The sequence below is a fragment of the Aeromonas sp. 62-46 genome, assembly GCF_001898585.1.
GTDB lineage: Bacteria > Pseudomonadota > Gammaproteobacteria > Enterobacterales > Aeromonadaceae > Aeromonas > Aeromonas caviae.
On sequence record NZ_MKUI01000033.1, the window covers coordinates 20,517 to 44,443 of the forward strand.

Below are 23,927 nucleotides of genomic sequence, written 5' to 3' on the forward strand. Positions count from 1 at the left end.
AGTCAAGGTACAGATCCATGTTTGAAGATAATAATCAGAAACGTCCCCTCTACATTCCCTACGCAGGTCCAGCCCTGCTGGAGACGCCGTTGCTCAACAAGGGCAGCGCCTTCACCAGCGAAGAACGCAGCAGCTTCAACCTGGAAGGTCTGCTGCCCCAGAACATCGAAACCATCGAAGAGCAGGCAGAGCGTGCCTATCGCCAGTTCATGGCGTTTGGCAACGACATGGACAAGCACATCTATTTGCGCAACATCCAGGATACCAACGAAACGCTCTTCTACCGCCTGCTGAACAACCACCTCACCGAAATGCTGCCGGTCATCTACACCCCGACGGTCGGCAAGGCGTGTGAGGAGTTCTCCAACATCTATCGTCGTGCTCGCGGCCTCTTCATCTCCTATCCGGACAAGGACAGGATCGATGACATGCTGCAAAATGCCACCAAGCAGAACGTCAAGGTGATCGTGGTCACCGACGGCGAACGCATCCTGGGCCTCGGGGATCAGGGCATCGGCGGCATGGGCATTCCCATCGGCAAGCTCTCCCTCTACACCGCCTGTGGCGGCATCTCCCCGGCCTACTGCCTGCCGGTGGTGCTGGACGTGGGCACCAACAACCAGCAGCTGCTGAACGACCCCTTCTACATGGGGTGGCGCCATCCGCGCATCTCCGGCGAAGAGTACGACGAGTTCGTCGATGCCTTCATCCAGGCGGTCAAGCGCCGCTGGCCGGATATCCTGCTGCAGTTCGAGGATTTCGCCCAGGGCAATGCCACCCCGCTGCTCAACCGCTACAAGGATGAGCTGTGCTGCTTCAACGATGACATTCAGGGGACCGCCGCGGTGACCCTGGGCAGCCTCATCGCCGCCTGCAAGGCCTCCGGTGCCAAGCTCTCCGAGAAGCGGGTCGCCTTCCTCGGGGCGGGCAGTGCCGGGTGCGGCATCGCCGAGCAGATCGTGGCGCAGATGAAGGCCGAAGGGCTGACCGACGCCGAGGCGCGGGGCCGGGTCTTCATGGTGGACCGATTCGGTCTCATCACCGACAAGATCCCCAACCAGCTCGACTTCCAGCGCAAGCTCTCCCAGCCGGTCGAGCGGATCAAGGAGTGGCCGGTGGGGGACAACATCTCCCTGCTGGAGGTGATGGAGCACGGTCGCCCGGACATCCTGATCGGGGTCTCCGGCCAGCCGGGTCTGTTTACCGAAGAGGTGGTCAAGACCATGCACAAGCACTGTGCCCGTCCCATCATCTTCCCGCTCTCCAACCCCACTTCCCGGGTGGAAGCCACCCCGGCGGATCTCATTCGCTGGACCGACGGCCAGGTGCTGGTCGCCACCGGCAGCCCGTTCGCACCGGTGGAGTACAAGGGCAAGCGCTACGTCATCGCCCAGTGCAACAACTCCTTCATCTTCCCGGGTATCGGCCTTGGGGTGATCGCCTCCGGTGCCAACCGGGTGACCGATGCCATGCTGATGTCGGCCAGCCGTGCCCTGGCGGATTGTTCACCCCTGGTGAAGGGGGAAGAGGGCTCCTTGCTGCCGGATCTGGCGGACATCCATCAGGTCTCCCGCTACATCGCCAAGATGGTGGCCAAGACCGCCATGTTGCAGGGCAAGGCGGTGCAGACCCCCGATGATGTGATCGATCAGGCCATCGAGGCGAACTTCTGGCGCCCCGAGTACCGCCGCTATCGTCGTACTTCCTTCTGATCCCAAGGGGACAGACATGCAGAAGGGATGCCTCGGCATCCCTTTTTTGTGCACGGCTGTGAAGGAAGAGGAGGTTATTGTGCCGGTTGCTCGGCGGGGGCGGGCTCGGCGGGATTGCTGACACCGGTGACCCGGATTTCGACCCGGCGATCCGGGGCCAGGCAGTCGATGAGGGCAGCCCTGGCCTTGATGGCATCACACTGGGTGCCGGTGACCGGGTTGCTCTCGCCATTGCCCTGGATGCTCACCTTGTCTGCGGGCAGCCCCTTGCCAATCAGGAAGTTGGCGACCGTGCTTGCACGGGCCTCCGACAGTGCCTGGTTGTTGGCATCCGAGCCGATGCGGTCGGTGTAGCCCATCACCATGGCGTTGCCATCCTTGGGTTTGACGTCGACGATCTGCTGGTAGAGGGCGTCGAGTGCCTGCATCCCCTCCGGTTTGAGCTCCGCCTTGCCAAAGGCAAACAGCACATCCGAACTCAGGTTGAAGGTCTGATCCACCGGCTCGGGAGTCGGGGGCGGCGGTGCCACGACCAGAGGCGCGGCCAACGGCACTGCGGCGACGGTGCGATTGGGGTGAAGCACCAGCTCGATGGTGGCGGTACTGATGTCGCTGACCCAGCGTTTGGTACCGCTGCCCACCTTGTCGTTGTCAGGATCGTCCCCGACTCGCACCATGTAGCGGTAGCGGGTCTGGATGTCTACCCAGTCGCTCAGTCTGGCGGTCAGTCCCAGACCCGCCAGGGGAGCCAGGTTGTCATCCCCCCCGTTGACGGAGTCGACGTGATAGAGATAACCGCCTCCTTCGGCAAAGACAGAGAAGATGTCCCCCAGGGGCAAACGGCCAATGACCGACAGGGTGGCCCCTTTGCTGTTGAAGTCCTGGCCGGCGATATCCCAGTCACCGGTGGAGAGGTAACCGAGTTCGGTCCCCAGGTTCTCGTTGTAGTTGTAGCCGACAAAGGCGTTGATGGCGGTCGCGTCCTTGCCGACACCCTGGCTGAAATCATCGATGTCATGGGCAAAGGCCCAGCCACCCCCAGCCCCCACATACCAGTCGTGAACAGGTGCCGCCTGGGCGGCACTCGTCGCCAGTGCCAATGCAATCCACACAGGTTTCAGTCTTATGTTCATCGCGTATCCTCGTCGATGTTGGGTGTTATAGGGCTCCCAGCCCTTTGCTATGTATAGCCAACATTATGTATAGGCGATGTGAGCGCTTTAACCATTTAAGTGACGCATCTGTATGGAGAATCGGTGGGGCAGGCAGGTGGGCGGCCCGCGTTGGTGGTGCCGTGCGGGCATTAAAAAAGGGGCCGGAATGGCCCCTTTTTGCAACAGGTGGTCAACCTCTTATTGCTGCACTTCCTGTACGCCGGTGACGCGCACTTCGACGCGGCGATCCGGTGCCAGGCAGGCGATCAGCTGAGCCTTGGCCTTGATGCCGTCACACTGGGTACCGGTGACCGGGTTGGCTTCACCACGACCTTCGATGGATACCTTGCCAGCCGGCAGACCCTTGCCAACCAGGAAGTCGGCCACGGTGCGGGCACGGGCTTCAGACAGCTTCAGGTTGTAGGCATCGGAGCCGATGCGGTCGGTGTAACCGACCACCACGGCGCTGCCATCTTTCGGCTGGACGTCGACGATCTGCTGATACAGGGTGTTGAGCGCAGCAGCCCCTTCCGGCTTCAGGGTGGATTTGCCGAAGGCAAACAGCACGTCCGAGCTCAGGGAGAAGTTCTTGTCGACCATGACGGGCTCGGGAACCGGCTCGGGAGCCGGTGCCGGGGCCGGTGCCACATAGGTGGTGCGGTTCGGGTGCATCACCAGTTCCAGGGTGGCGACGCTCATGTCGGTTTTCCAGGTTTTCTGATCGTCACCCAGATCCCACATGTAGCGGTAGCGGGCCTGCAGGTCGATAAGGTCGGAGAGCTTGGCAGTCAGACCCAGACCCGCCAGCGGCGAGGTGCCGTTGTCGCTCTGGCCGTTGCCGTTGACGTGGTTGAAGTAGGCACCCCCTTCGGCGAAGACGGAGAAGATGTCATTCATGGGCAGGCGTGCGATACCGGACAGGGTGGCACCCTGGGTCTTGAAGTCGACGCCATCGACGCCGGCCTTGCCGGCATAGAGATAGCCGAGCTCGGCGGCAAAGTTCTCGGTGAAGTTGTAACCGCCGAACAGGGAGAGCGCGGTGGCGTCCTTGTCAGCATCCTGGCCGAAGGTATCCAGGTCGTGGCCATAGGCCCAACCTGCACCCATACCCGTGTACCAGTCGTCGGCCGCCTGAGCGGTGGTGGTTCCCATGGCTGCAATGGCCAGAGCAATCAGGGTTGGTGCCATTTTCATTTTCATCGTTTTATCCTCGTTGAGTTGCCGTGCTATGGGCGTACTGCGCACTCTTTGTTATACCGGTCGCAGATGACACTTCATGTGCGACACCGTGAGCGGATCACGGACGGCTTGAATAAAAAATGGATGGAAACCTGGATTCTCATGAAGCTGTTTCTCCATGGACAACTAACCGGGCACTGAGCACTTTTAATAGTTCATCCAATGTCTTACAAGCGTTGCTACTGTATTCTTTTGAATCAGCGTGATCAAGTTTCTGCACAGATATGCAGCGCCGACACCGGTGTCGCGGGGCCGCAATAGGGGAGCAAAGGGGAGAAAAGGTGAGACAGATAGTGTCGCTGTGGGGAGGAGAGAGACAGCAAAAGGGGATGCCGTGGCATCCCCTTTTTTACGTTACCTGAGCGAAGTCAGATTACTTTTGAACTTCTTGTACGCCGGATACGCGAACTTCTACGCGACGGTCCGGAGCCAGGCAGGAGATCAGCTGAGCCTTGGCCTTGACGCCGTCACACTTGGTGCCGGTGACCGGGTTGGCTTCGCCGCGACCTTCGATGGCAACCTTGCTGGCAGCCATACCCTTGCTGACCAGGAAGTTGGCAACGGTGCGGGCACGAGCTTCAGACAGCTTCTGGTTGTAAGCGTCGGAACCGATACGGTCGGTGTAACCAACAACAACGGCGTTGCCGTCTTTCGGCTGGAACTCAACGATTTGCTGGTACAGAGCGTTCAGGGCTTGCACACCTTCGGCCTTCAGGCTGTCTTTGCCAAAGGCGAACAGCACGTCGGAGTTCAGGGCGAAGTTCTTCTCAACGATTTGCGGAGCCGGGGCCGGTGCTTCTTCAACAACCGGGGCCGGAGCAGGCGCTACGTAGGAAGTACGGAACGGGTGGTAAACGGCTTCCAGGGTCGCAACGCTCTGGTTGGACTTGTAGCGTACGTTGTCGGCGTGCAGGTCAGCCACGTCCCACATGTAGCGGTAGCGAGCTTGCAGATCCAGCGCGTCGTTGACCTTGTAGGTCACACCGGCACCGGCCAGCGGGGATACTTTGGTATCGCTGGTGCCCAGACCGTCGGTGTGGCCCCAGTAGGCGCCAGCTTCACCGAACAGGGAGAAATCGTTGCCCAGCGGCAGACGAGCGATACCGGACAGGGTGGCACCCTGGCTCTCGTAACGGTTGCCGTCGGTGTTGCCACGGCCGGTGTACTGGTAGCCCAGCTCGGAACCGAAGTATTCGTTGAAGTTGTAACCAACGAAGGCATTGGCAGCAGCCGCATCTTCTTCGCCAACGTTCACGCCTTCGATCTTGTTCAGACCGTTGAAGTGAGTTGCACCAACACCGGCGCCGAAGTAGATGTCGTCAGCGGCGTGAGCTGCAGTTGCACCCATGGTGGCCATAGCGATGGCGATCAGGGAAGGAGCCATTTTCATCATAAAATAATCCTCGTTGAGATGGCACGTTGTTCACGTGCTTCGCACTTTGTAATTTATGTAAGCTGCTGGCTCTGTCGACCAACGACGTTGGTGCGAACAGGGATCCTAGATCCATCCAGGAGGCACGTATCTGGGTGCACAAGTGCGCGGGTTGCACTGTCGACAATGCATACTCCGCCACGAACAGCCGACGTCATTCCGATGACGTGGCGCACTTTATGCCCATTTCAAAACATGATCAAGCTCACAGATAAGGGATGGGGCAAATTGTGTCGTAGGGATAACTGGCTGTTTCTTGGGATTTATTAGTGATCCAAGTAGGCGCGATGCAGTTTCTTCTCAAGCTTCATATAAGCCTCAGCCCAAGCGTGCCGCGGGGTGGCGTCACCCGCCCTGACCGAGAGGACAGCAAGATAGTCTGCCTCAGTTGCTTCGCACAGCAAGGGTGTGAAACTGAGCAAGAAGTGACGGGCGAGGTAGGGATCGAGAGGCCAGATGTTGAGGATGGCCCGCGCCACGGGCTGGACGGCGGTGGAGCAGATGAAGTGCCGATGACCTGCTTCCAGCCATTGGGCCATCTCGGCGAGGCTTTCTTCCGGCACGATGCCGCCATCGCCTTTCTCCCTGGCCAGCGTCATCGTGTGACCATTGCCCAGTGCCAGGGTGCCGTTTTCTGCCACGACGCCGTCGTGGCTGCGCAGGGGAAGCGTCGCCTGGCCTTCAAGATAGAGGCTGCAGCTGTCCGGGAGGGCCGCCAGCACGGTGGTGGCGTCCCCCTGCATGGCCATGGGCAACCAGAACGCCTCGGCCCGGGTCTGCAGACCCTGGGCGAGCTGACGGGGGAGGGAGTTCGGGTCGGAATGAAGACGGGAAATGATGCCGGGAAATGCCATGTTGATGACTCTCTTGGAAATAACCGGCGAATTATACGAGGGATGGCCGGGCAACAAGAAAGGTTTCTTTTCGAGACTGTTTACCTGAGGCGACGCAGCGATTACCATCCCCGAGGTTTGTGAAGGGTTGTCGTCGAAAGACGCTGATTATAGATAGAGGCTCGACCATAACGAGTCCGTTCAAAACTGATACACTTGACTACGAGTCGTCGCGAAAAATAAAGGTGGAGTCAATCCGCCGAACGGAGTATGGAACACATGAATTCAAATATCGTAACTGTTGGCAAGAAGATCCGTCAGATCCGCGAAGCGGTAGGCCTGAGCCGTCCCAAGTTTGCCGATCTGCTGGGCGTCCCCCCAACCACCCTGAAGAACTATGAACTGGGTTACCGTGAAGTCGGAGGCGCCTTCTTGGTTGCCCTGGCCCACCACCCCGATCTGCACAAGTTCACCCTCTGGCTGCTGGCTGACAAGAAAGTCGCCGAAATCGGCCAGATCGGTCCGGACGATATTGCCAAGGCTTGATTCAGTTCAACCTTGATAAAAATGCCGCCCTCGAGGCGGCATTTTTTATTTATCAAAATGGATGATTATTTAATTAAATAATGCGTTGTGTGCGGCCAGCGGCGATTTTCACTAAATCATCTTGTCGGGCTGGATTAATCCACGGAACACTCCGACCCTTTTAATTCAGGCGGTGATCCACACAGCGAGACAACGATGAGCCAACCCATTACCAAAGCCAGAGATGGGTTTACCAGCACCTTTGGCGTGCTGGCCGCGACCCTGGGGTCTGCCGTCGGGCTCGGCAATATCTGGAAGTTTCCCTATCTGACCGGTGAGAACGGTGGCGCCGGTTTTCTGCTGGTCTATGTCATCGCCACCCTGCTGGTGGGATTGCCGGTGATGATCTCCGAGATCATGCTGGGGCGCGAGGCCAGGACGGATGCGGTCAGCGGGCTCATCAAGCTGGCTCCGAAGGGGCAACCCTGGTGGCTGATCGCCGCCATGGGGGTGAGCGCGGCCTTCCTCATCATGTCGTTCTACTCCGAGGTGGCGGCCTGGGTGTTTGCCTACATCTTCAAGGCGGCCAGCGGCGAGATCCTCTCCACCGATCCCGCCGTCACGGGGGCTGCCTTCAATTCACTCATCACGGATCCCTTGCAGAGTCTGCTCTGGCAGTGGCTGGTGCTGGCCCTGATGGGGGGGATCTTGCTGATGGGGGTCTCCAGGGGGATCGAAGCGGTCACCAAGCGGTTGATGCCACTGCTCTTCATCCTGCTGCTGGTGATAGGCGTGCGCAGCCTGACTCTGCCCGGAGCGAGCGAAGGACTGCATTTCCTGTTCTCGCCGGATTTCTCCAAGGTGACCGCAGGCGTCGTGCTGACGGCCATGGGGCTGGCGTTCTTCAAGCTCTCCATCGGGATGGGCTGCATGATGACCTATGGCAGCTATTTTCGCGATGATCAGCACATCCCTCTCACCACGGTACGGGTGATGTGCGCGGATCTCTTCGTCTCCATGCTGGCGGGGATCGCCATCTTCCCGGCGGTGTTTGCCTTTGGCTTCGAGCCGAGCGCAGGCCCCTCCCTGCTGTTCATCACCATACCCGCGGTGTTTGCCAGCATCCCCTTCGGACACCTCTTCATGGTGCTCTTCTTCGTGCTCTCCGCCATCGCAGCCACCGGGGCCATGCTCTCCATTCTGGAGGTGCCGGTCTCGGTGCTCTCCGAGCGCTTTCACATGAGCCGCACAAGGGCGACCCTGATCAACCTGCTGGTGCTGGGGGCGGTCGGCTCGACCTGTGCGCTCTCGAGCAGCACGCTGGCGGATGTGCAGGTTGGCGGGAAAACCTTCTTCGATCTGTTCGACTTCGTCTCTTCCAACGTGCTGATGCCCCTTGGCGGCATCTTCCTCTGCCTCTTTGTGGGCTGGGTATGGGGATTCGAGCGGATGACGACGGCGCTGACCAATGGAGGCAAGCTGGCGCTGCCCATCCTCAGCCCCCTGTTTTTCATCATCCGCTATGTGTCGCCGCTGCTGATCCTGGTGGTGATGCTCAAGGGGCTGGGGCTGTTCTGAGCCGCGTAACCCGAAAAAAAAGCGCCTATTGGCGCTCTTTTTGTCTTTTACCCCGATATGCCTTCATATCAGGCAGAGTCGTGACAGCTCCTCCTTGAGCTGCTCCAGGTTGCGCTCGACACAGGCTTCCCCCTCGTTGATGGCGTCGCTCGCGCGGTGGAAATCCATGATGGAGAGGTTGCCAAGGCGCGGGCAGAGCTGGATCTCGGGGGGATCCCCGGCCATCCGGGCACGGGTGATGCGCTCCTGCATGATGTTGATGGAGCCCGTCATCACCCCCCACATGCCGGGGGTACTGGGCTCGCGCTCGCCCCGGTTCAACCACTGGCTGAGCAGCCCCCCCTGCACGGGCTCGTCCGGTTCGTCGGTCCAGGGCTGGTGCATATCGGTGTTGAGGTTGACGGCGATCACCACCTCGGCTCCCATGGCGCGGGCCAGGGAGATGGGGACCGGGTTGACCACGGCCCCGTCTACCAGCCAGCGATCCTCCACCCGGGTCGGGGTGAGCAGGCCGGGCATGCCGCAGGAGGCGCGCACACACTGGCGAAGCGGCCCTTCCTGCAACCAGATCTCGCGACCGGTATCAAGTTCGGTGGCGACGCAGGCAAAGGGCAGCGGCAGGCTTTCGATGGCGGGATCCCCCAGATGGCCGGCGGCGATGCCAAATACCTTGTCACCGCGAAACAGGCCGCCGGAGAGGGCGGGATCGAGCAGTCCCATCACTTGCAGGCGGCTGAAGCCGCGCACCCAGCTCTCCAGCTTGTCCAGTTCACCAGCGGCATAGGCGGCGCCGACAAAGCTGCCGATGGAGCAGCCAGCCACCAGATCTGGCTTGACGCCCAGTCGCTCCAGGGCACGGATGATGCCGATGTGGGCCCATCCTCGGGCCGCACCGCTGCCCAGGGCCAATCCCAGACGGGGTTTTCGTGACACAGTTGCGTCTCCTGACATGAAGTGGGAGTTCAGCTTACTCCGGCTTCTCCTGTCCGTCATCCCGCCACGCTTCGCTGCGATTGCGGCCGTTGGCCTTGGCCTGATAGAGGGCGATATCGGCGCGGCGGATCACCTCCTGCAAGGAGATGGCTGGTGATTGACGACAGTGGCCCATGCTGACGGTCACCTTCAGCTCGGCCGCGATGGCGCTCCAGGGATGCTCTGCTATGCACAGGCGAAGCCGCTCGGCCAAGGGGGCCAGAGGGATCGCTTCATCGGCGACGAGCAGCAGGAACTCCTCGCCGCCCCAGCGGATCAGGTGGCACTCCCGGGTCAGCAGGGATTGGCAGAGCTGCACCAGACGGATGAGGACCTGATCGCCCACCCCGTGGCCGAAACGGTCGTTGACCTGTTTGAAGTGATCGCAGTCAAACATGATGGCGCCGATGCGTTGGCGGCCTGCCAGGGCCTGGCGGTGTTCGAAGGCATCGAAGTAGTGGCGGTTGAAGGCGCCGGTCAGGGCATCGTGGTGCGACAGGTAGTTGAGGCGCCGGTTGAGGCGCTGGGCACGCAGGCTGGAGACGGTCGCCACCACCAGACAGAGAATGGTGATGAGCGCCGTTGCCGATTGCCACAACAGCGTCTGCAGCAGAGGCAGCAGCGGGATGCGATGGATGAGGGAGAGCGGAGTCTCCGGGATGGGATAGACGAGCTGCAAGGCGCCCTGTTGCCACTCATATTCCGCTGACTGCGCCGTCCTGACCGGGGGCGGCGCTGTACCGGACTGGCTGCTGGCGAGGATCTGCTGATGGGCGTTGAGCAGGAACAGGGTGCCAATCCGGGGGGCGAGGCGGTGCAGGGTCTGCGCCAGCGTGACGGTCTGGATGTCGATGCTGAGCAGGCCAATGATCTGGCCGCCCTGGGTAATGGGCTGGGAGAGGGTGATCATCTGCCCCCGTCCGGCAAAATCCTGGTAGGGGCGCGAGAGCATGGCGTGCTCCAGGTGGGGATGCCTGGCCATCGCCTCCTGCCAGTAGGCCTTGCTGTAAATCACGGGATCGAAGCGAAACTGGCTGGATGGCACCCAGGGATAGAGGTAGATGAAATTGTCCGTACCGGTGAAGTAGATCCAGGCCACGTCCCTGTCCAGCAGCTTGCTGGCCGTGGCGAGCAGGGGGGAGAGGCTGAGGGCGAGATGTATTCTGGCTTGCCGCTCGCTGCCGTCGTGGGGCAGCGGGCCCTGCCCGGTCAGGTTGCCGATGAGGGCGGGGGGCAGATCGACGGAGATGCGATCCAGGTTGATGCCGTGCTCCCCGTCGGATTGCAGCGCCTGATAGAGCTGGCGAGAGAGCACGGACTGGGGATTGCTGCGCAGGCGCTCCTCCGCCTGGCCGCGCATGGCCTCAAGGAAGGTCTCCATCCGCTGGTGCTGGCTGCTGAGCTGGGTCGCGGCGTTGATGGTGTCACGCTTGTTGATCTCGGTAACCTGGCGAAACGCATGTTGCAGGGCGAGCAACAGCAGCAGCAGGCCGAGGCCCAGCAGCAGCCACTGCAATCGGTATCTGGCAAAGGCGGGGGAGGGAATGGACATGGGCGTACCGGAAGATGGCGAGAGTCGGCATCAGTGTAAGGCAGAACCCTGACGCGCGTGCCGACAAGATGCGTTTTTGATGATCTTCTCACCGGACTGTTACGTTTTGTCACATTTATACATAGTCACGGCATAGTCAGGGGGTAACATGGTGCCATCCTTGATGAAGCTATCTCTTCTTCCTCTCTCTTTGACTGCATGGATCTTGTGATGAAAACGCGCGTGTGGCTGTGGCTTTTCCCTCTTCTTCTATTGCTGGCGGCGGGCGCCTGGCATCTGCGGCAGGCTGAACCCGCCAGCAAGCCAGCACCAAGAGAGATCAACATCAGGGCCGAAACCGTCAGGCAGAGTCTGGCCGAGCCCTCCATCAAGCTGGTGAGCAAGCTTGCGGCCAATCGCTCCGTGGCCATCAGCCCCGAGGTGACCGGCCGCATTGCCACCATCGCGGTGAGCTCCGGCCAGCAGGTCAAACAGGGGCAGACCCTGATCGCCCTGGATGCGGGCAAGCAGCAGGCGGAGCTGGCCGAGCAGAGCGCCAGCGTGCGCGACGAGGCCCGCAAGCTGCGGGACATGCGCAAGCTGGTGGCGCGAGGCGCCGTCACCACCTCGGAGCTGGAGGGGCAAGAGGCGACTGTTGCCCAGGCCCAGGCCCGGGTCGATGCGGCTCGTTACGAGCTCTCCCTGCGCACCCTGGCCGCCCCCTTCGACGGCACCGTCAGCCTCATCGATCTCAGCGAAGGAGCCCTGGTCAACAGCGGCGACGTGCTCTTGCATCTGGACGAGCTGGCAAAACTGCGGCTCGATCTGGCGGTGCCCGAGCGCTACCTCTCCCTGCTGCGCCCCGGCATGGCGGTGACGGCAACCAGCTCGGCCTGGCCGGATCAATCCTTTTCCGGCGTGCTGGAGACCCTCGACAGCCGGATCTCCAGCGACACCCAGAACATCAAGGCCCGCGTCATCCTGCCCAACACCGGCGGCCAGCTGCGCCCCGGCATGCTGATGAACGTGGATCTCTCTCTGCCACCCCAGAAGATGACCCTGATCCCCGCCCAGTCGGTGGAGTACGCCGGCGAGCAGCGCTTCGTTTATCGCCTGGAGGCGGACGGACGGGTGAAGCGCGTGCCGGTGGAGCTTGGCGACACCCATGGCGAGGCCGTCTGGGTGCTCAAGGGGCTCAGCGTCGGCGATCGCATCGCGGTGGAGGGGCTGGTCAATCTGCGCGACGGCGCCCAGGTACGTGATCTGGGCGAGGTGAAAGGCTGATGTGGCTCTCCGATATCTCAGTACGCCGTCCCCTGGTGGCGGTGGTCATCAGTGCCCTGCTCACCGTGTTCGGCCTGGTGGCCTTCAGCAAACTCACCGTGCGGGAGATGCCGGATGTGCAGACTCCGTCCGTCTCCATCACCACCACCTATGAGGGGGCGGCCCCCGAGGTGATGGAGAGCCAGGTCACCAAGCCCATCGAGGATCAGCTCTCCGGCATCAGCGGCATCAAGAACATCAACTCGGTGACCCGCAAGGGGCGCTCCTCCATCACGGTGGAGTTCAAGCTCGGCTGGAACATGCTGGAGGGCACCTCCGACGTGCGTGACGCCATCTCCCGGGCCAGACCCAAGCTGCCAGACGGGGCGGACGAGCCCATGGTGACCAAGGACAACGGCAACGGGGATGTGGCCATCTGGCTCAATTTCAGCAGCACCCAGATGGATCGTACCGCCATGACGGATTACGCCAATCGCATGCTGGTGGACCCTTTGAGCCTGGTGGACGGGGTGAGCGAGGTGTCCCTCTCCGGGGACCTGACCCAGGTGATGTACGTGCGGCTGCGCCCCGCCGACATGGCGGCCCGCGGCATCACGGTGGCCGACGTGCAGGATGCCCTCAAGCGGGAGAACATCGAGCTGCCGGGCGGGGAGATCCGCAACAACACCATGACCATGGCGGTGCAGATCGCACGGCTCTATCACAGTGCGGAAGATTTTCGCACCCTGCCGGTCAAAACCGCCACCAATGGTCAGAGCATCTATCTGGCGGACATTGCGGATGTGGAGGTGGGGGCCAAGAACGAAGACAGCGCCTATCAGCGCAACGGCCGCGAGAGCCTGGGGATTGGCATCGTCGCCCAGTCCACCGCCAATCCCCTGGCGGTGGCCCAGGGCATCGAGAAGAAGCTCGTGGAGATGCAGCGCTTCCTGCCGGAAGGGGCAACCCTTGAGGTCGACTACGACTCCACCATCTTCATCAAGCAGGCCATCGACGAGGTATACGAGACACTCGCCATCTGCGCCCTGCTGGTGGTCGCCGTGCTCTATCTCTTCCTCGGGCAGGGGCGCACCACCCTCATCCCCGCCATCACGGTACCCGTCTCCCTGATTTCGGCCTTCATCGGTGCCTGGTATCTGGGCTTTTCCATCAACCTCATTACCTTGCTGGCCCTCATCCTCGCCATCGGCCTGGTGGTAGATGACGCCATCGTGGTGGTAGAGAACATCCACCACCACCTGCAACGGGGCGAGTCCCCCTTGATGGCGGCCTGGCACGGCACCCGGGAGGTGGGCTTTGCCGTCATCGCCACCACCGCCGTGCTGGTGATGGTGTTCGTGCCCATCGCCTTCATGGACGGCATGGTGGGGCGCCTCTTCACCGAGTTCGCCATCCTGCTCTCCCTGGCCGTGCTCTTCTCCTCCCTGGTGGCGCTCACCCTGACCCCGGCCATGGGCTCCTGGCTGATGCGTGCCGTGGACAAACCCAACGCCCTGACCGCCACCCTGGACAAGGGACTTGGCTGGGTGGAGGAGCGTTATCGCCGCGTGCTGGGGGCCGTGCTGCGCCGCGCCGTCTGGATGCCCCTGGTGTTGCTGCTCTGCCTTGGCGGCATTGGCGTCCTCTTTGGCAAGCTGCCCGCGAGCCTCACTCCGACCGAGGACAGGGGCGTGCTCTATGTGTTCGTGAAAGGGGCGGAGGGCACCAGCATCGAGCGGATGAAGCGCAACATGCAGCAGGTGGAGGCCGCCATCCTGCCGCTGCTCGGCAAGGGGGTGGTGCAGGCCATGAGCTTCAGCACCCCGGCCTTCGGGCGCGGCGGCGATCAGACCGGCATGGCCATCATCCAGCTCAGTGACTGGGCGGTGCGCGACGAAACGGCCACCGAGTTTGGCCGCTCCCTGAGCGGTCGCCTCGCCGGCATCCCCGACGTGATGATCCGCACCTTCCAGCCGGGGTTCAGAGGCGGCTCCACCGCGGCGGTGCAGTTCGTGCTGCAAGGCTCCGATTACGGCGAGCTCAACCAGCAGGGGCTGGCGCTCAAGGAGGCGGCGGCCCAGAGCGGGCTGATGCAGAGCCCGGATCTCGACTATGCCGAGAAGACCCCGGAGCTGCAGGTGACCATAGAGCGGGAGCGAGCCACCCAGCTCGGCATTCCGGTCTCCACCATCGCAAGCTCCCTTCAGGCCCTGCTCGGCGGCGTCAGCCAGACCACCTATGTGGACAGGGGCGAAGAGTATGATGTCTATCTGCGCGCCAACCAGACCCAGTTCAACGGCATTTCGGATGTGAGCCGCATCTATCTCAAGGCCGCGAGCGGCGAGATGGTGAGCCTCTCCACCCTGGCGACCGTCACCCAGGTGGCGAGCCCCCAGCGCCTCAACCACTACCAGCGCCAGAAGGCGGTCACCCTCACCGCGGACGTGGCCCCCGGTCACACCCTGGGGGAGGCGCTCGACTTCCTGGATGGCTGGGCCGCAGATCACCTGCCCACCGGCATGTCGGTGGATTATGCCGGCGAGTCCAAGGACTATCGCGACAACCAGGGGGAGATGGCACTGGTGTTCGGCCTGGCCCTGCTGGTGGTCTATCTGGTGCTGGTGGCCCAGTTCGAGAGCCTGCTGACCCCGGCGGTGGTGATGATGACGGTGCCGCTCGGCATCTTCGGCGGCCTGCTCGGCCTCTGGCTCACGGGGCAGGAGCTCAGCATCTACAGCCAGATAGGCATGATCATGCTCATCGGCATGGTGACCAAGAACGGCATCCTCATCGTGGAGTTCATCAACCAGCTGCGCCAGCGGGGTGAAGGGTTCGAGGAGGCGATCATCAAGGGGTCGGTGCGCCGCTTGCGCCCCATCTTGATGACCTCGCTCACCGCCATCATCGGCGCCGTGCCCCTGATGCTCTCCATGGGGGCGGGGTACGAGAGCCGGATGGCCGTGGGGACCGTGGTTTTCTTCGGCTTGTCCTTGGCGACCCTGGTGACCCTGCTGGTGGTGCCCGCCATCTATCACCTGATCGCCAGGCGCGCGGGGATGACGGGGGCACGGGACCGACTGGTGGACGAGGTACTGGCCACGGTAACCCCGGCCAGTCCCTCCCCGGTGCCGGGGGCGGTGGCCCCCGAGGGGCGTGACAAACCGGCGGCCTAGCGTGCCGACCCGGATGACAGCAAACAGGGCGCCAATGGGCGCCCTGTTTGTTGATGAGATCGGAGTCTGTCACGCCGACCTGTCGCGCTCGCTCGAAGACGCCCCTTCCCCTCGCGTTCTGTAGGGGCAAAAAGCCGTCGCCCCCGCCTTGCTCTGCCGGTATAATGCGCGACCCGAATTGTTCCAGGTGGTCAAAATGCAGCCGGTTACCAACCTCTTCTCCTATCCCCGTTACTGGGCCGAGTGCTACGGCACGGCGCCCTTCCTGCCCATGTCCCGCGCGGAGATGGACAAGCTCGGCTGGGACAGCTGCGACATCGTGCTGGTGACCGGCGACGCCTACGTGGATCACCCGAGCTTCGGCATGGCGGTGATCGGCCGCATGCTCGAATCCCAGGGCTTTCGGGTCGGCATCATCGCCCAGCCGGACTGGTCATCGAAGGATGACTTCATGCGCCTGGGCAAGCCGAACCTCTTCTACGGGGTGACGGCGGGCAACATGGACTCCATGATCAACCGCTACACCGCCGACAAAAAATTGCGCCACGACGATGCCTACACCCCGGGGGACGTGGGCGGCAAGCGGCCGGATCGCGCCACCCTGGTCTATACCCAGCGCTGCAAAGAGGCCTATAAAGAGGTGCCTGTGGTCATCGGCGGCATAGAGGCATCCCTGCGCCGCATCGCCCATTACGACTACTGGTCCGAGACCATCCGTCGCTCCATCCTGATCGACGCCAAGGCCGACATCCTCATCTATGGCAACGCCGAGCGGCCGCTGATCGAGGTGGCGCACCGCATCGCAGGCGGCGAGACCATCGACACCATGCAGGACATTCGTGGCACTGCTGTCATTCGCAAGGAGCCGCTGCCGGGCTGGCGCGGGGTGGATTCGAGCAAGCTCGACCAGATTGGCCGCATCGATCCCATCCCCAACCCCTATATGGAAGGGGCCCCCTGCGCAGACGACGAAAGCACTGCGCCGGCTGCGCAGGAGGCCAAGCCCATCCTGGTGCAGCCGCCCAAGCAGAAGCCGTGGGAGCAGACCTACGTCAAGCTGCCGGCGTTCGAGCGGGTGAAGGAAGACAAGGTACTCTACGCCCATGCGTCCCGCATCCTGCACCACGAGACCAACCCGGGCTGCGCCCGCGCGCTCTCACAGGCCCATGGCGATCGCATCATCTGGGTCAACCCGCCCGCCTTCCCGCTCGAAACCGACGAGATGGACGGGGTATTCGGCCTGCCTTACCAGCGGGTGCCGCACCCGGCCTATGGCAACGCGAAGATCCCGGCCTACGACATGATCAAGACCTCGGTCAACATCATGCGCGGCTGCTTTGGCGGCTGCTCCTTCTGCTCCATCACCGAGCACGAGGGGCGCATCATCCAGAGCCGCTCGGAAGAGTCGATCTTGAAAGAAATCGAAGAGATCCGCGACAAGGTGCCGGGCTTTACCGGCGTCATCTCGGATCTGGGCGGCCCCACCGCCAACATGTACAAGTTGCGCTGCAAGAGCCCCAAGGCCGAGCAGACCTGTCGCCGCGCCTCCTGCGTCTGGCCGACCATCTGCCCGCACATGGACACCGATCACAGCCCGACCATCAACCTCTATCGCAAGGCGCGCGACCTCAAGGGCATCAAGAAGATCCTGATCGCCTCCGGCGTGCGCTACGACATCGCGGTGGAAGATCCGCGCTATATCAAGGAGCTGGCCAAGTACCACGTCGGCGGTTACCTCAAGATCGCGCCGGAGCACACCGAGGAGGGTCCGCTCTCCAAGATGATGAAGCCGGGCATGGGCAGCTACTACAGCTTCAAGGAGCTGTTTGACAAGTACTCCAAAGAGGCGGGCAAGCAGCAGTACCTGATCCCCTACTTCATCTCCGCCCACCCGGGCACCACGGATGAAGACATGGTGAACATGGCGCTCTGGATCAAGTCCAACCGCTTCAAGCTCGATCAGGTGCAGAACTTCTACCCGTCGCCGCTCGCCAACGCCACCACCATGTATTACACCGAGAAAAACCCGCTCAACAAGGTGAGCCGCCAGGGTGGGGACGTGTTCGTGGTGAAGGGGGAGCGTCGCCGTCGCCTGCACAAGGCGCTGCTGCGCTACCACGATCCGGCCGGCTGGCCGATGATCCGCGAAGCTCTGCTGGAGATGGGCAAGGGTCACCTGATCGGCAACGGCCCCGACTGCCTGGTGCCGCCGGAAGGCCGTGGCGAAGCCAAGGCCGAGCGCAGCCGCAGCAAGGGCCTGAAACCTGCCTTGACCCGCCACAGTGCCATCACCCATCAGCGCAGCAACGGGGCTGGCAACAAGGCCGCCCGCAGCGAGGCCGGTGCAGCCAATGCCCCAGCAGCCAGCAGAAATGGCGGCAAGGTGGGCAATGGCAAACCGGTGGGCTCCCAGCTCCAGAAAGGGGCGGGCAACGGCAAGTCCGTCGCGCAGGGTGCAAGTCAGGGTAAATCGGCAGGGCAGGGGAAACCCGCTGACAAAGGCAAGGCGCCCACTCGCGCCGGCTCTGCCAAGCCGGGTGCCAAACCTGCCACTCAGGGCGGCAAGCTTGCGGCCAAAGGAAATGGATCCAAGCGACCGGCACGGTGAGTTTCCTGACTGTAAAGCGATAGAAATAAAAAAGGCGACCAGATGGTCGCCTTTTTTATTTAAGGTAATCGTATGTATGGAGATGGTATTCATCTTCCCGGGCTGGTCTTGTGGACAAGTTCGGCAATCCAGTCAGCAAATGCACGCACGGCAGGAGACAGAAAACGCTGATGGGGATAAAGCAATGTGACTGGCACCGATGGCGGTTGCCAATCTGCTAGCACCTCGATGAGCCTTCCTGCCTGCAGGTGCTCCAGTACAACATTCTCGGCAAGCTGGATGAGGCCAAAGCCATCGAGGCACATCTTGATATAAAGCCCCGTGTCATTGACGGCTGCGGTGCCGCTCACAGTAACCGATAGAGTCTCTTTACCGCGGACAAAGCGCATTTCGTTTGCATGCCTGGCGAGGCCCGAAAAGTAGTGGACCGCCTGGTGCACAGACAGTTCTTCAGGGGACTGGGGAACACCGTTTTCGTGAAGGTATTCAGGCGAGGCGCAGGTTACCCACCGAAACCGGCCAAGGGGACGAGCAACAAGGGTGGAGTTATTCAGCTCTCCTGTTCTGATCACGCAGTCCACACCTTCCTGAACAAGATCAACCTGCCGGTCACTCACACCTATCATCAGGTAGATATCTGGATAACGTTGGTGAAAGTCTCTGAGATTCGGCATGACGATGGAGTGTGCTATCCCGCTCGGCATATCAACCCGCAAACGCCCCTGTGGCCGCTTGATAGCCTCCGTCAGGCTGGACTCGGCATGTTCAATCAATGAGAGTATTTCCCTGCACTGGCCAAGATACTGCAGGCCTTCAGGGGTGAGGTTCACCCGCCTCGTTGTTCTGTTCAGCAGGCGCACCTGCAGGTATTTTTCGAGGTTTTTAATCGTACTGCTGACTGTCGAGGAAGGCAGTGAGAGGGTCTCTGCTGCCTGCACGAAGCTTCCGGTCTCAGCAACCCGCATAAAGATCTGCATAGCCTGAATACGATCCACAGCCCTTCTCCCTTGAGACGATAACTCTACCGATAGTTCCCATGATTATTCGAAAATCATGAATTATGAAAACAGTTTGGTCATCTTTTTCAGGGTAATAGAGTGCCGTATCTTTTTGCCATTGGCTAGAAAAGAGGCTCTTGAAATGACCGGATACGTTAGAAATATTGTTAATAATCAAGATGTAATACCAGATTCAATCTTGATCAAGGGGGCCACGATCCTCAGCATGGATGAGAGCGTGGGTAACATTGAACGTGGAGACATTCTGATCAGTGGATCAACCATTACGGCCATAGGCGAGAATCTGGAGGCGAATGGTGCCCGTATCATCAATGCTACGAACATGATCGCCATGCCGGGGATGGTGGATTCTCATCGCCACTCCTGGGAGGGACAACTGCGCCGCATCAATCCGAATGCCACTTGTCTGGAAGACTACAGCAACGCCACGCACTTCTCTTTCGCCAAGTACTATCGCCCTGCCGATATGTATATCGGCAACCTGCTGACGGCACTGGGCTGCATTGATGCAGGCATCACCACCGTCATTGACAATTCCCATAACAGCCGCACCGCAGCCCATTCGGACGCCGCCGTCGAGGCCCTGCTGGATGCAGGGATCCGTGCCATACACGCCTCCGGCGCACCGGTATCGGGGGAATGGGACAAGGCTCATTGGCCGGGTAACTGGCAACGCCTGCAAGAGAAATATTTCAAGGACAACCCAGAGAGCCTGGTTTCCCTTGCTGTCATGGCCCAGCTGGAGCCTGCATTGTGGGCCGAGGCTCGCAGGCTGGGACTGCCGATCGTCACTGAATTCTTTGGTTCTTTTATGGCGTCTGAGCTGGAGTCACTGCATCGGCGCGGTCTGCTCGGCCCGGACAATATTTTCAATCACTGTACGTCACTGCCAGATGAGGGATGGAAGATCCTGCGAGAAGCCGGTGTCCGGGTGAATGTCTGCCCGCGCTCCGATGCGCACTATGGCATCGAGGACGGTATGTTTGCCATCCAGGCGGCGCAGCGTCATGGCATCAACCCTGGCCTCAGCGTCGACAATGAAACCTCTTACAGCACTGATATGTTTATGGAAATGCGCGTGGCATTTTACCTGCAACGGGTGATGGGCATGCATCAGCAGCACTGCTGCGGCTCCGACCACTCGCTGACCACGCTGCCGGCTGCCCAACTTCTCAAATCGGCGACTGTCGATGGTGCTGCCTGTGCAGGGCTGCTGGACAAGGTAGGGAGCCTGACGCCAGGAAAACAGGCGGATCTCATTCTGATCAATGTTGGCGATATCAACCTCTACCCGTCCGGCAATGCCTTTGGCACCGTGGTGCATGCGACAGAGCGCAGCAACATTGATACCGTCATTATTGGCGGGCGCATCGTCAAGCAGCATGGCAAGGTGCTTGGCGTAGACAGCACGCGCCTTCGCGCCGCCATTGATGAGTCCCGTGAGCATCTGTTTGCCGCCGCCGGGTATGAGCCTGACATTTTTGCTGACGCCTTCCTGCCGCTGGCACAGGCACACTGACAGGTATGCAACCCATGAGCACACTGTATTACGTCATCGCTTTTGCCGCAGGTCTCGGGATCACGCTGCAGACAACTCTGAATAGCCAGCTGGCACGAGGACTCGGGGGCGATTCGGTCACCGCCGCATTGTTCTCCTTCGCGGCCGGTGCATTCAGCCTCGGGGTCTTCTCGCTGCTGCGTGGCGGATTATTCACCTCGCTTGCGGCCATTCCATCACAGCCTCTGTGGAGTCTGGCTGGCGGCCTGATCGGTGCTTGCGCGCTGTTCAGCTACGTCGTGCTCGCACCGAAAATCGGGTTGTCAGCCCTGCTTGGGTTGGCCATCGTCGGACAGTTGCTCTCATCCCAGGTCATCGACCATTTCGGTCTGCTTGGCACCATCCAGCGTCCGGTATCTTTGATAAAGCTGGGTGGAATGTTGGTCATGCTGACCGGGCTCGTCATCATGTTGTTCGGTGATCGGTTAGCTGAGCGCCTTATGCACTGATGAAGCGGCCTTCTGATGTTTTGACCTTCACGAACGTCTGCCCCGGGGCAGGCGTTCTGCTGATGGGGTTTGCATTCCGGCTCAGTTCCATGACCTGAATAGGGGGACACAAAGAGGCTCGCCTGACCTGGTCAGGCGAGCCGGCTCATATCGCGTCAGTTATCACCCCTGGACATTTACCAGGATCCGGCCGCGGACCTGGCCTGCCAGGAAGGCATCCCCCAGGGTCACTGATATCTGGGACACCCACCTTTTTGACAGCGGCGTAGCCCTGTACTTGGCTTGAGGTGTCACAGCCCAGGGGGTGAGCCATGACCATTGCCCGTTCACGTCAAATCAGTTTGCAGGATACGCCTTACTATCATGTGGTCAGTCGCTGTGTGCGGCGGGCGTTTCTGTGCGGGGAAGATGCCCACTCCGGCCAAAGTTACGAGCATCGGCGTCAGTGGGTAGTGGACAAGTTGGGCCAATTGTCGCGACTGTTTGCCATCGGTGTGTGTGCCTATGCAGTGATGAGCAATCACTATCACCTGGTGCTCAAGGTCGAGCCGGATACCGCTGCCAATTGGAGCGAGCGGGAGGTGGCCGAGCGTTGGGCGGCGCTATTCCAGTGGCCGCTGCTGGTACGACGCTGGTATCAGGGGGAATCCCTGATTGAGCCTGAACTCGCTGTGGTTCAACAACTGATAGGGCAGTGGCGGGAGCGGTTACATTCCATCAGCTGGTTTGTGCGGTTGCTCAACGAAAACCTGGCTCGGCAGTCCAATCGGGAAGATGGTTGCAAGGGCCATTTCTGGGAAGGGCGCTTCAAGAGCCAGGCCTTGCTCACCGAGCCAGCCCTGCTGGCCTGCATGGCCTATGTTGATCTCAATCCGATACGAGCGGGATTGTCCGACCGGCCTGAACAGAGCGATTACACCAGCCTCAAGCAGCGTCTCGATGGCGAGCCGTCCGCCGCCCCATTGCCGCCGTTGCTGTTGCCATTCGCGCACGACGCGCGACCCGATAGCCTGCCATATGCCTTTGCGGATTACCTGATGCTGGTGGACTGGACAGGTCGCGCCATCCGAGTGGACAAACGGGGTCATATCCCGGCTTCTCTTGCCCCCATCCTGGTGCGGCTGGGGTTGGACGAGGTGCGCTGGCTCAAGCAAGTGACGCTGTTTCGGCGCCAGGGTATCAGAGTGGTGGGTGACAAAGAGCATTGTCAGCAGTTTGCCTGGCACTGTGGCCAGCGACGGTGTTATCAACCATCCCTTTGAGTGATGAATACTTGTGTCATAGCAACGTCCGGTATCGCGCCAGCACCCCGCCTGTGTGATCGCATCTGAATTGGCGTCATCGATGCCAAGACATTCTCTTTAATCCCCCGAGTTTCACAAATGCCATCGCAAATGCTGGATGACGAGTTGTGCTGGGCGCTGGATGAAGGCTTTCTCCAAAAGGTGGCTGTCCTGATAAGGCGCCATGAATTGGCGTCATCGATGCCAAGACATTCTCTTTAATCCCCCCGAGTTCCACAAATACCATCGCAAATGCTGGATGACGAGTTGTGCTGGGCGCTGGATGAGAGCTTTCTCTAAAAGATGGCTGTCTTGATAACTCTTTCTCCAAAAGATGGCTGTCCTGGTAAGGCGGGTTGGGGAATAGGGGCTATCGGCCCTTTGTTATCAGGCCGTTTTTTCACAACGCTGCGACACCGTGGGTGTTGCTTGAGCAGGTGATTTTTGCATCAGTGAAACAGAGTGGGTGATATGGTTCCTCCAATGGAACAATCCGTACACAAAGATGGCTGTCCCAAATAAAAAGGGAGCTTATCTTGCTCGGTCCATGGAGAAGGGGGGAGATGACGACGCCCCTTGGGGATCTTTTACAAGAGTCGGCAAATATGGAGATCCACCTTTGGCTCACATGACCAAACCTGATGCCAAGGGGCGGGTTGGCCGATATCTCGAATGGGGGCCGCGTTGGCAAAATAACAAGGGCGACCAGTTGGTCGCCCTTGTGTGATGGGCAGAAGCGCGGGCTCTGCCTGTGAACGCGACGGTTATTGCAAATCCGTGCTCAGGCTGGGGGCGCCGAAGTTCACCAGGGTGGCATGGGAGTGCTCGAAGTACTGTGACCAGAAGTCACCGAGTGCATCCATGGTCTTGCCGGAACGATAGGCGTGTTTCACCGCGTCGGTCACCAGCCCGGCGCCCGTGACGTAGACGCGAGCGCCTTGCAGATCGGCAAACAGCCCCTTGCTCTTGGCCTGCTTGAGCTCGTCACCGACATTGAGCTGCTTGATCTTGTTGGTGGCATAGAAGCTGGTGTAATCGGAGTGCTCCAGCATGTCCGAAATGAGGAACACGACGCGGTCATTGACGCCTTGCTCGGCCTTCATATCTTCACCCACCTTGCGCAGCGAGTTCATGATCTCGCTCTTGGGGATGTCCTGGCGGGCATCACGCAGTGCTTTCACGAACTGTTTGCCAAAGCCGTTACGAAAGACCTTGGTCTGCGTCGTCAGGCAGGTGTCCAGGCCGCGCAATTTGCGCATGCTGACATCGTCCCGGATCTCCCCTTCCAGCGGCATATCCAGTTGCCCCGCGTAGGCGAGGCGAAGGTATTCGCCAGGCAAGAAGGCGGAGAAGGTATAGAGCTTGACGCGATCGCCAGCCTGCACGAAGCGCTCGATCTGCCCCCAACTGCTGCGTTGCAGATCGTCAGGCATCGGAATGGTCTGGTCGATGATGACCACCAGTTCGCGACCGGTGCCCGCAGGCTTGATGTCGGTCAGGCCATTGCGCTCATAGCAGCTCTGTATGTCGTTACGCTCGGCCGCCAACGCTGCACAAGGCAGCGTCAACGCCAGTAGCAATACCTGGGTGATCTTCAC

General features: G+C 60.8%; 17 protein-coding genes. 9 read left to right on the forward strand and 8 right to left on the reverse strand.

Features of this window, described 5'->3' with window-relative positions; genetic code table 11:
- The first annotated feature begins 17 nt into the window (after window positions 1-17).
- Window positions 18-1,712 (forward strand): NAD-dependent malic enzyme, encoded by a 1,695-nt coding sequence (locus tag BGO64_RS11100; RefSeq protein ID WP_039039301.1) that lies wholly within the window; start codon window positions 18-20, stop codon window positions 1,710-1,712.
- Between the two features lie 74 nt (window positions 1,713-1,786).
- Here the strand turns inward: BGO64_RS11100 and BGO64_RS11105 are convergent, their stop codons facing one another.
- From BGO64_RS11105 to BGO64_RS11120, 4 genes are all read right to left on the reverse strand, one after another.
- Window positions 1,787-2,845, reverse strand: coding sequence for an OmpA family protein (locus tag BGO64_RS11105; protein ID WP_286700668.1), 1,059 nt, complete (start codon window positions 2,843-2,845; stop codon window positions 1,787-1,789).
- A gap of 219 nt (window positions 2,846-3,064) precedes the next feature.
- Window positions 3,065-4,066: a porin OmpA gene (gene ompA, locus BGO64_RS11110; protein ID WP_039039303.1), complete on the reverse strand. Its 1,002-nt coding sequence runs from the start codon at window positions 4,064-4,066 to the stop codon at window positions 3,065-3,067.
- A gap of 412 nt (window positions 4,067-4,478) precedes the next feature.
- Entirely contained in the window at window positions 4,479-5,498 is a 1,020-nt protein-coding gene (gene ompA / locus BGO64_RS11115) for a porin OmpA (RefSeq protein WP_010673501.1), read from the reverse strand.
- Window positions 5,499-5,803: 305 nt separating this feature from the next.
- Window positions 5,804-6,391 carry a hypothetical protein gene (locus BGO64_RS11120; RefSeq protein WP_286700669.1) on the reverse strand — a complete coding sequence of 196 codons (588 nt, stop codon included), beginning with the start codon at window positions 6,389-6,391 and terminating at the stop codon, window positions 5,804-5,806.
- Window positions 6,392-6,649: 258 nt separating this feature from the next.
- Here BGO64_RS11120 and BGO64_RS11125 point away from each other — a divergent pair, with 258 nt between their 5' ends.
- Window positions 6,650-6,916: a helix-turn-helix domain-containing protein gene (locus BGO64_RS11125; protein WP_010673503.1), complete on the forward strand. Its 267-nt coding sequence runs from the start codon at window positions 6,650-6,652 to the stop codon at window positions 6,914-6,916.
- 195 nt (window positions 6,917-7,111) lie between these two features.
- On the forward strand, window positions 7,112-8,473 hold the full coding sequence (locus BGO64_RS11130) for a sodium-dependent transporter (protein WP_286700670.1): 1,362 nt from the start codon (window positions 7,112-7,114) through the stop codon (window positions 8,471-8,473).
- A 63-nt stretch (window positions 8,474-8,536) separates the two neighbouring features.
- Here BGO64_RS11130 and rssA read toward each other — a convergent pair whose 3' ends face one another.
- Window positions 8,537-9,406 (reverse strand): patatin-like phospholipase RssA, encoded by an 870-nt coding sequence (rssA, locus tag BGO64_RS11135; protein WP_029313973.1) that lies wholly within the window; start codon window positions 9,404-9,406, stop codon window positions 8,537-8,539.
- A 34-nt stretch (window positions 9,407-9,440) separates the two neighbouring features.
- On the reverse strand, window positions 9,441-10,997 hold the full coding sequence (locus BGO64_RS11140) for a sensor domain-containing diguanylate cyclase (protein WP_286700671.1): 1,557 nt from the start codon (window positions 10,995-10,997) through the stop codon (window positions 9,441-9,443).
- 210 nt (window positions 10,998-11,207) lie between these two features.
- Here BGO64_RS11140 and BGO64_RS11145 point away from each other — a divergent pair, with 210 nt between their 5' ends.
- The 3 genes from BGO64_RS11145 (at window position 11,208) to BGO64_RS11155 (ending at window position 18,020) form a co-directional block, all read left to right on the forward strand.
- On the forward strand, window positions 11,208-12,260 hold the full coding sequence (locus tag BGO64_RS11145) for an efflux RND transporter periplasmic adaptor subunit (protein ID WP_202015957.1): 1,053 nt from the start codon (window positions 11,208-11,210) through the stop codon (window positions 12,258-12,260).
- Window positions 12,260-15,412, forward strand: coding sequence for an efflux RND transporter permease subunit (locus BGO64_RS11150; RefSeq protein WP_286700672.1), 3,153 nt, complete (start codon window positions 12,260-12,262; stop codon window positions 15,410-15,412). The genes BGO64_RS11145 and BGO64_RS11150 overlap by 1 nt, the downstream gene beginning before the upstream one ends.
- 196 nt (window positions 15,413-15,608) lie before the next feature.
- Complete coding sequence (locus tag BGO64_RS11155; RefSeq protein WP_286700673.1) at window positions 15,609-18,020, forward strand: YgiQ family radical SAM protein; 2,412 nt, start codon at window positions 15,609-15,611, stop codon at window positions 18,018-18,020.
- Window positions 18,021-18,109: 89 nt separating this feature from the next.
- On the opposite strand, the gene BGO64_RS11160 is transcribed toward BGO64_RS11155, so the two are convergent.
- Complete coding sequence (locus BGO64_RS11160) at window positions 18,110-19,015, reverse strand: LysR family transcriptional regulator (RefSeq protein ID WP_161469721.1); 906 nt, start codon at window positions 19,013-19,015, stop codon at window positions 18,110-18,112.
- 58 nt (window positions 19,016-19,073) lie between these two features.
- On the opposite strand from BGO64_RS11160, the gene BGO64_RS11165 reads away from it, so the two are divergent.
- The 3 genes from BGO64_RS11165 (at window position 19,074) to BGO64_RS11175 (ending at window position 22,308) form a co-directional block, all read left to right on the forward strand.
- Entirely contained in the window at window positions 19,074-20,558 is a 1,485-nt protein-coding gene (locus tag BGO64_RS11165; RefSeq protein ID WP_261999804.1) for an amidohydrolase family protein, read from the forward strand.
- Between the two features lie 14 nt (window positions 20,559-20,572).
- Window positions 20,573-21,046, forward strand: coding sequence for a DMT family transporter (locus BGO64_RS11170; protein WP_010675226.1), 474 nt, complete (start codon window positions 20,573-20,575; stop codon window positions 21,044-21,046).
- Window positions 21,047-21,357: 311 nt separating this feature from the next.
- Window positions 21,358-22,308, forward strand: coding sequence for a transposase (locus BGO64_RS11175; protein WP_286700674.1), 951 nt, complete (start codon window positions 21,358-21,360; stop codon window positions 22,306-22,308).
- A gap of 785 nt (window positions 22,309-23,093) precedes the next feature.
- On the opposite strand, the gene BGO64_RS11180 is transcribed toward BGO64_RS11175, so the two are convergent.
- Window positions 23,094-23,927 carry a hypothetical protein gene (locus BGO64_RS11180; protein ID WP_104454538.1) on the reverse strand — a complete coding sequence of 278 codons (834 nt, stop codon included), beginning with the start codon at window positions 23,925-23,927 and terminating at the stop codon, window positions 23,094-23,096.

Bases quoted from the DNA above. Each gene is read 5' to 3' on its own strand.
- BGO64_RS11125 (WP_010673503.1), top strand. From the start codon at position 6,650: ATGAATTCAAATATCGTAACTGTTGGCAAGAAGATCCGTCAGATCCGC.
- BGO64_RS11145 (WP_202015957.1), top strand. From the start codon at position 11,208: ATGAAAACGCGCGTGTGGCTGTGGCTTTTCCCTCTTCTTCTATTGCTG.
- ompA (WP_039039303.1), bottom strand. From the start codon at position 4,066: ATGAAAATGAAAATGGCACCAACCCTGATTGCTCTGGCCATTGCAGCC.
- BGO64_RS11165 (WP_261999804.1), top strand. From the start codon at position 19,074: ATGAATTATGAAAACAGTTTGGTCATCTTTTTCAGGGTAATAGAGTGC.
- BGO64_RS11155 (WP_286700673.1), top strand. From the start codon at position 15,609: ATGCAGCCGGTTACCAACCTCTTCTCCTATCCCCGTTACTGGGCCGAG.
- BGO64_RS11105 (WP_286700668.1), bottom strand. From the start codon at position 2,845: ATGAACATAAGACTGAAACCTGTGTGGATTGCATTGGCACTGGCGACG.
- BGO64_RS11120 (WP_286700669.1), bottom strand. From the start codon at position 6,391: ATGGCATTTCCCGGCATCATTTCCCGTCTTCATTCCGACCCGAACTCC.
- ompA (WP_010673501.1), bottom strand. From the start codon at position 5,498: ATGATGAAAATGGCTCCTTCCCTGATCGCCATCGCTATGGCCACCATG.
- BGO64_RS11130 (WP_286700670.1), top strand. From the start codon at position 7,112: ATGAGCCAACCCATTACCAAAGCCAGAGATGGGTTTACCAGCACCTTT.
- BGO64_RS11150 (WP_286700672.1), top strand. From the start codon at position 12,260: ATGTGGCTCTCCGATATCTCAGTACGCCGTCCCCTGGTGGCGGTGGTC.
- BGO64_RS11175 (WP_286700674.1), top strand. From the start codon at position 21,358: ATGACCATTGCCCGTTCACGTCAAATCAGTTTGCAGGATACGCCTTAC.
- BGO64_RS11170 (WP_010675226.1), top strand. From the start codon at position 20,573: ATGAGCACACTGTATTACGTCATCGCTTTTGCCGCAGGTCTCGGGATC.
- BGO64_RS11140 (WP_286700671.1), bottom strand. From the start codon at position 10,997: ATGTCCATTCCCTCCCCCGCCTTTGCCAGATACCGATTGCAGTGGCTG.
- BGO64_RS11100 (WP_039039301.1), top strand. From the start codon at position 18: ATGTTTGAAGATAATAATCAGAAACGTCCCCTCTACATTCCCTACGCA.